This window comes from Halorubrum coriense DSM 10284, from assembly GCF_000337035.1.
In the GTDB taxonomy this organism is placed as follows: Archaea; Halobacteriota; Halobacteria; order Halobacteriales; family Haloferacaceae; genus Halorubrum; species Halorubrum coriense.
The window spans coordinates 1-6,347 of the sequence record NZ_AOJL01000038.1; the positions used below are offsets into that span (position 1 = coordinate 1).

Here is a 6,347-nt window from a genome sequence, read left to right on the forward strand (position 1 = left end):
GAGGAGCGGTTCCCGGTGGACGGGCTCTCGGGCGAGCCGAACTACCGGCGCGTGGACAACCGCGACCTGCTGTTGGGAGGCGACCGATGACGGGGCCCACGCCGAACGACGCCCAGCGGACGCTCATCGAGAGCACCGAGGGGACGTACCTCGTCGACGCCGGTCCCGGGACCGGCAAGACGTTCGCGGTGACCCGCCGCTACGGGCGGATCGTCGACCGGGCCGGCGTCGACCCGGACGACGTGCTGCTGGCGACGTTCACGCGGAGCGCCGCGACGGAGATGAAAGAACGCGTCGTCGACCACAGCGAGTACGGCGTGCGCGAGCTGGCGGACGCGCCGATCCGGACGTTCCACTCGCACTGCCACGAGCTCCTCCGCGAACACGGGTACGCCGCGCCGACGCACCTCGGCCTCGACGAGCGGATCACGGGGTCGACGCGGGTCGTCGACGACGAGCTCGTCGAGGCAGAGCGCTTCCGCGAGTTCTTCGGCGGCTTCCGCGACGCCCACCCGGAGCACGCCGCGTTCTACCGGGCGCTCTCCGATCCGGGCGAACTCCTCGACCTGATCGAGAAGCTCGCGTCGAAGGGCATCTTCCCCGCGGCCGACGGGTGGTATCGGGACGGCGAGGCGCACCTCGACGGCGACTTCGAGGTCTTCAAAGAGCGCTTCGACGCGGCGAACCGACCCCGGAACGACGGCCGGAAACAGTCCCCCCTGCGGGAGGACCTGAGCCGCTTCGGCCGGGGGAAGACGTACCCACCGGACGCCCCGTCGAAGTCGGAACTCCGCGGCGGACGCGGGACGAAGCGGCTCGACGACGACGTAGCGCGCGACGTCTTCCGCGAGGACCGCGAGGCGCTCAAGTCGTTCGTCCGCGAGGTCTACGTCGAGTACCTCCGGTTCGCCCTCCGGCGCAACTACCTCAATTTCAGCTTCCTCCAGCTGTTCGCGTTCGTCCTCCTCTGCGAGGACGAGCGGGCGCGGGAGGCGGCGCAGTTCGAGTACGTCATGGTCGACGAGTTCCAGGACACGAGCGAGGTCCAGTTCAAGCTCGCGCTGCTGCTGTCGGCCGGGCGGAACCTCTGCGTCGTCGGCGACTGGAAGCAGAGCATCTACTCGTTCCAGTACGCCGACGTGCGCAACATCCTCGACTTCGAGGACCGGCTGGAGCGGTTCGCCGCGGACCTCAACGCCGACGGCGACCGGACCTCGTTCGGCGCGGCCGACCCGACCCGGATCGAACTGCGGGAGAACTACCGGTCGACGGCGTCGGTCATCGACCTCTCCGAGCGGGCGATCGCGACGCCGGCGTCGAGCGGCGAGACCGTCGACGCCCCGCTCGACGACGTCGTCGAACTCTCCTCGAACGCCGCCTTCGACAACACGGTCGTCGAGGGCGTCGCGCACGAGGACGAACACGAGGCCGTCCTCGCGACGGTCCAAGAGATCGTCGGCAACGACGAGTACGCCGTCGAGGGCGAGGACGGCGAGCCGCGCCTCCCGGAGTACGGGGACGTCGCGGTGTTCACGCGGACGCGGGCCTACGGTCGCGAACTGCTCGGCGTCGCGGACGAGTACGGCTTCCCGATGGCCTACGACGGCGGGGTCGAGCTGTTCCGGACCGACCCGGCGAAGCTGCTGCTCGCGTGGCTCCGCGTCCTCGAATCGGACGCCGACCGCGGCTGGGCGGTGATCCTCGAAGAGACCGGGTACGCGTTCGACGAGATCGACCGCGTGCTGGAGACCGGGTCGTACCCGGCCGACGCGGCCGCGTTCCGCGACGAACTCCGCGACCTGACCTCGGTCGGCGCGGTCGCGCGCCGCGTCCTCGACCGCTACGGGTTCTCCGGCGACACCGCCGACGCCCTCCTCCACGCGGTCCAGTCGATCCACGACGCCACGACGGCCACGCGGGGCGACCTGATCCGGCTCGTCGAGCGCGGGATCGAGACCGGCAGCACCGTCGACGTCAGCGCGACCGCGGGCGACGACGCGGTGACCGTCCAGACGATCCACGCGGCGAAGGGGCTGGAGTATCCGATCGTCGTGATGGCGAACATGAACGAGGGGCGCTTCCCGCCGCGGGCGAGCGGGTCGAGCGTCTTCGAGTATCGGGACCCGGTCGGGCTCCGCCAGCGGAAGCTGTACTCGGAGGCGGGGGCCCACCCGCACGTCTACGACGACTGGCGGCACGACGTGATCCGGCGCTGTCTGCCCCGCGCGGACGACGAGGAGCGCCGGCTGCTCTACGTCGCGGTCACGCGCGCGGAGAGCCACGTCGTGTTCGCCGCCGGCGAGGACCCGAACGCGTTCCTCGACGGGCTGCCGGTCGCCGTCGAGACGGTCGACCCGAGCGTCGAACCGCTCGACCGCGGCGAGCCGGCCGACGCGGAGCCGCCGTTCGCGGTGACGGCCCCGGACGGACCGGTCGGTCACACCCCGCACTCGCTGATGGACCAGACGGTGTTCGAGGAGACCGGCGAACGGACGGAGGCCGGCCCCGAGGTCGGAGCCGCCGCCGAGAACGAGGCCGAGACCCGAGGAATGGCGTTCGGTTCGCAGGTCCACGACTTCGCGGAGGCGTACGCGCTCGGCGACGACGTGACGCCGTCGAACGATCACGAGCGACGGGTCGTCGAGTTCCTCGACGGGCTCTCGGGCGAGTTGTACGTCGAGGAGCCGGTCACCCTCCCGATCGAGGTCGGCGGCCGCCGCGTCACCGTCTCGGGGATCGCGGACCTCGTCCGCGTGACCGACGACCGGGTCGACGTCGTCGACTACAAGACGGACGACACCCGGCGCGCGCAGCCCGAGTACCGGAAACAGCTCAGCGTCTACTACCACGTCCTCGACGACTGGTTCGGGGACAGGGCGGTCCGGACGAGCCTGTTCTACACGGGCGATGGGACGCGCGAGCCGATCGAACCGCTCGGCCTCGATGCGCTGCGCTCGCTCGTCCGCGCGGCTGACTCGGCGTCCGACTGACGCCGCTGGCCGGTCCGAGACGGGGTGGACTTTCTGTCGCGAACCGGGCGACTGGGTGGGATTTTTGCCGACGCGAACCGGACGACGCGTATGGCGCTCCTCGCAGCAGGGCCGACCCGCGCCGGCGTCGACGACCGTGACCGATCCGGGACCCCGGGGGCGGCCCCGTGAGCGCGGGCGACGCCGCGGACGCCGAGGCGTCCGGCCCGCTCGACGCGTTCCGTCGGTTCTTCGCGCTGGAGCGCGACGTGCTCGTCCTGTCGGTCGCGATGTTCGCGTTCAGCCTCGGGTTCCAGATGACGAACCGGTTCCTCCCCGAGTACATGGTCGCGCTCGGCGCGTCCGGGTTCGCGGTCGGCCTGTTCGGCACGTTCGGCAACGTCATCTCGGCGCTCTACCCGTATCCGGGCGGAGCCGTCTCGGACCGCGTCGGCTCGCGGTACGCGCTGGCGCTCTTCGGGCTGCTGTCGACGCTCGGCTTCGTCGTCTGGCTCGTCGCGCCGAGCCTCGGCGCGGTCGAGATCGCGGGAGTCGTCGTCGAGCCGTGGCTCTGGATATTCGTCGGGCTGGTCCTCGCGCAGGCGTGGAAGTCGTTCGGCCTCGGCGCGACGTTCGCGGTCGTGAAGCAGGCGACCGACCCCTCCCGGCTGGCCGCCGGCTTCGCCAGCACGGAGACGTTCCGGCGGACCGCGTTCCTCGTCGGGCCGGTGCTGGCCGCGGTCCTCATCGGTCTCCGCGCGGATTTCACGGTGAGCTTCCGGCTCGTCCTCGCGGTCGCGGTCGTCTTCGGCGTCCTCGGCACGCTCGTCCAGCACGTCCTCTACGACGCGAGCGGCGACTCCTTCGGCGACTCGTTCGCGGGGGTCGAGCAGATCCGGAGCGACCTCCGGGAGATGCCGGCCCCGCTCCGGCCGCTGCTCGTGGGCGACACGCTGGTCCGGTTCGCGAACGGGATGGTGTACGTGTTCTTCGTCCTCGTCGTCACCCAGTTCTTCCAGGTCGGTCTCGATACGACCGTCGCGCTCGGCGGCTTCTCGTACGACGTGAGCCTCTCGCCGCAGGCGTTCTTCGGCTACCTCCTCGGCGTCGAGATGCTCGTCGCGCTGCTGATTATGGTCCCCGCCTCGAAGCTCGCGGAGCGGGTCGGGCTCAAGCCGGTCGTCGCGGTCGGGTTCGCGGTGTACGCCGTCTTCCCGGTCGTGTTGATCTACGCCCCGACGTTGGCGGGGTCGGCGCTCCCGCTGTCGGCGGTGATGGTCGCCGTCTTCGCGTTCTCGGGACTGCGGTTCGCCGGGCTCCCCTCGCACAAGGCGCTGATCGTCGGCCCGGCCGAGAGCGGGGCCGGCGGCCGCGTCACGGGGACGTACTACCTGCTCCGGAACACCGTCGTCATCCCGAGCGCGGCGGTCGGCGGCTACCTGTGGGACTTCGTCAGCCCCGAGGTCGCGTTCACCGTCGCGGCCGTCATCGGGCTCGCCGGCACGGGCTACTTCCTCGCGTTCGGGAAGGAGTTCGAGGCGTACGCGTGACGCCGTCCGGGACTCAGTCCGCCGGCTCGGGCTTCGATCCGCCCTCGTCGCGCCGCCGGTGAGGTTGCCCGCGACGGCGTCGCGCGTCAGTCGCCGCCGAGCGATCGCCCGACCCGGTCGCCGATCCGCTCCGTCAGCCCCTCTCAGGCGAGCCACAGCAGGCGCACGTTGCTCGCGGTCAGGTACGTCCCCGTGATCGTGAGCAGCACCGGAGGGAAGTAGTATAAGAGTCCGTCGCCCTCGCGCGCGCCCTCGACGCTGATCCAGAGCATCACGAGGTAGACGGCGATCTTCAGGGCCACGAGCCCGGAGAGGCCGAACGACTCCAGCGCGAACCGCACGATCGGGTTCGCCTCGTCGATCGTCGGGACGTACCGGAGGAAGGCAACGGTCGACACGATGTCGCCGACGCCGTACGTCGCGGTCGCCGCGATCCAGAGCCAGTAGAACTCGTTCGGACGCCGGCGGTACGCGGGGCGACGACGGGACCGATCGCGGGTGCGAGCCACGAGCGGACGTGTCGGCCGCCGGACGTGAAACTGCCGGTTCGCGAAGGCGACGGTCCGGGCCGGCCGCCGCTCCGGCGTTCGGCCCACCATCCAGCCGACTTAAGAGGGATCGCACCGTTTCGCCGCCCGTGACGGAGCCGTCGACCCGCGAGGAGAAGCTGGAACTCGGCGTCGAGCTGCTGGCCCACGTCGAGCGCGAGGAGCTCGACCTCTCCGCGGCGGTCGACCGGATCGAGACGATCACGACGAGCCCGGCGCTCACCCGCGACATCCTCGACGCCGCCGAGAAGCGCGGCGTGATCGACCGCGACGGCGCGCGGCTCCGGGTCCGGCGCGGCGGGACCTACGTCGAGTACGAGAGCCAAGTCGTCGCGCGCGAGGGCGACTTCGAGTGTCGGCGCTGCGGGACCTCCATCTCGACGGGCCACTTCGTCGAGTTGGACGCGGGCGAACTCGGTCCGTTCGGCTCATCGTGCGTCCGGAAGGTGACCGGGCGCGAGTCGGCGTCGGAGTCGGAGTGAGGGCGGCCGCGAGCGCGCTCGCCCGCCGGTCGGTCGTGCGACCCCCGACCGTCGACCGAACTCGCCGGAGTATTTAGGTCGGCGGCCGAAGCGGGGGTAATGACCGCGCCGAACCGGAACGTCCTGTGGGCGAACGCGCTCGTCGACGAGCTCGTCGCCGCGGGCGTCGACGCCGTCGTCGCCTCGCCGGGCAGTCGCTCGACGCCCCTGACCGTCGCCGCCGCGGGCCACGACGAGCTCCGCGTGCTCTCGCAGCTCGACGAGCGCTCCGCCGCGTACTTCGCGCTCGGACGGGCCCGAAGGACCGGCCGCGTGACGCCGCTGATCTGCACCTCCGGCACCGCCGCCGCCAACTACCACCCGGCCGTGATGGAGGCGAGCGAGGCCCGCGTCCCCCTGCTCGCGCTCACCGCCGACCGGCCGCCGGAGCTCCGCGACTCCGGCGCGAACCAGACCGCGGACCAGGAGAAGCTGTACGGCGACGCGGTCCGATTTTATAAGGATCTCCCCGAGCCGGCCGCGAACGACCGGGCGCTCCGGTCGCTCCGCACGACGGTCGCCCGCGCCGTCGCGACCGCCGAGGGGGCGGACCAGGGGCCGGTCCACCTCAACGTCCCGTTCAAGAAGCCGCTGGAGCCGACGCCGGTCCGGGGCGACGTGCCCGACGACCTGCCGGCCGCGGCCGAACTGGGGCGCGACGGCCCCTACGTCGACGTGACGGCGGGCGCGCCCGAGCCGGGCGACGACGAGCTCCGGGCGCTCGCGGCCGAGTTGAGCGAGGCGGACCGCGGGCTGATC

At 71.7% G+C, this 6,347-nt stretch carries 5 protein-coding genes; 4 read left to right on the plus strand and 1 reads right to left on the minus strand.

The features are described from left to right. Positions 1-86 precede the first annotated feature (86 nt). Both C464_RS09955 and C464_RS09960 read left to right on the plus strand, forming a co-directional pair. The gene (locus C464_RS09955; RefSeq protein ID WP_006113565.1) at positions 87-2,990 is read left to right on the plus strand and encodes a UvrD-helicase domain-containing protein; all 2,904 of its coding nucleotides are present in this window, start codon (positions 87-89) and stop codon (positions 2,988-2,990) included. Between the two features lie 167 nt (positions 2,991-3,157). After that, the gene (locus tag C464_RS09960; RefSeq protein WP_006113566.1) at positions 3,158-4,519 is read left to right on the plus strand and encodes an MFS transporter; all 1,362 of its coding nucleotides are present in this window, start codon (positions 3,158-3,160) and stop codon (positions 4,517-4,519) included. Between the two features lie 143 nt (positions 4,520-4,662). Here C464_RS09960 and C464_RS09965 read toward each other — a convergent pair whose 3' ends face one another. Further along, positions 4,663-5,028 (minus strand): hypothetical protein, encoded by a 366-nt coding sequence (locus C464_RS09965; protein ID WP_049911048.1) that lies wholly within the window; start codon positions 5,026-5,028, stop codon positions 4,663-4,665. A gap of 128 nt (positions 5,029-5,156) precedes the next feature. On the opposite strand from C464_RS09965, the gene C464_RS09970 reads away from it, so the two are divergent. Further along, positions 5,157-5,549 (plus strand): DUF5830 family protein, encoded by a 393-nt coding sequence (locus C464_RS09970; protein ID WP_006113568.1) that lies wholly within the window; start codon positions 5,157-5,159, stop codon positions 5,547-5,549. Positions 5,550-5,648: 99 nt separating this feature from the next. Then, positions 5,649-6,347 (plus strand): 2-succinyl-5-enolpyruvyl-6-hydroxy-3-cyclohexene-1-carboxylic-acid synthase (gene menD, locus C464_RS09975; protein WP_006113569.1); only part of this gene is annotated, 699 nt, incomplete at its 3' end.

Coding starts and splice junctions, on each gene's coding strand:
- C464_RS09955 (WP_006113565.1), top strand. CDS start 87: ATGACGGGGCCCACGCCGAACGACGCCCAGCGGACGCTCATCGAGAGC.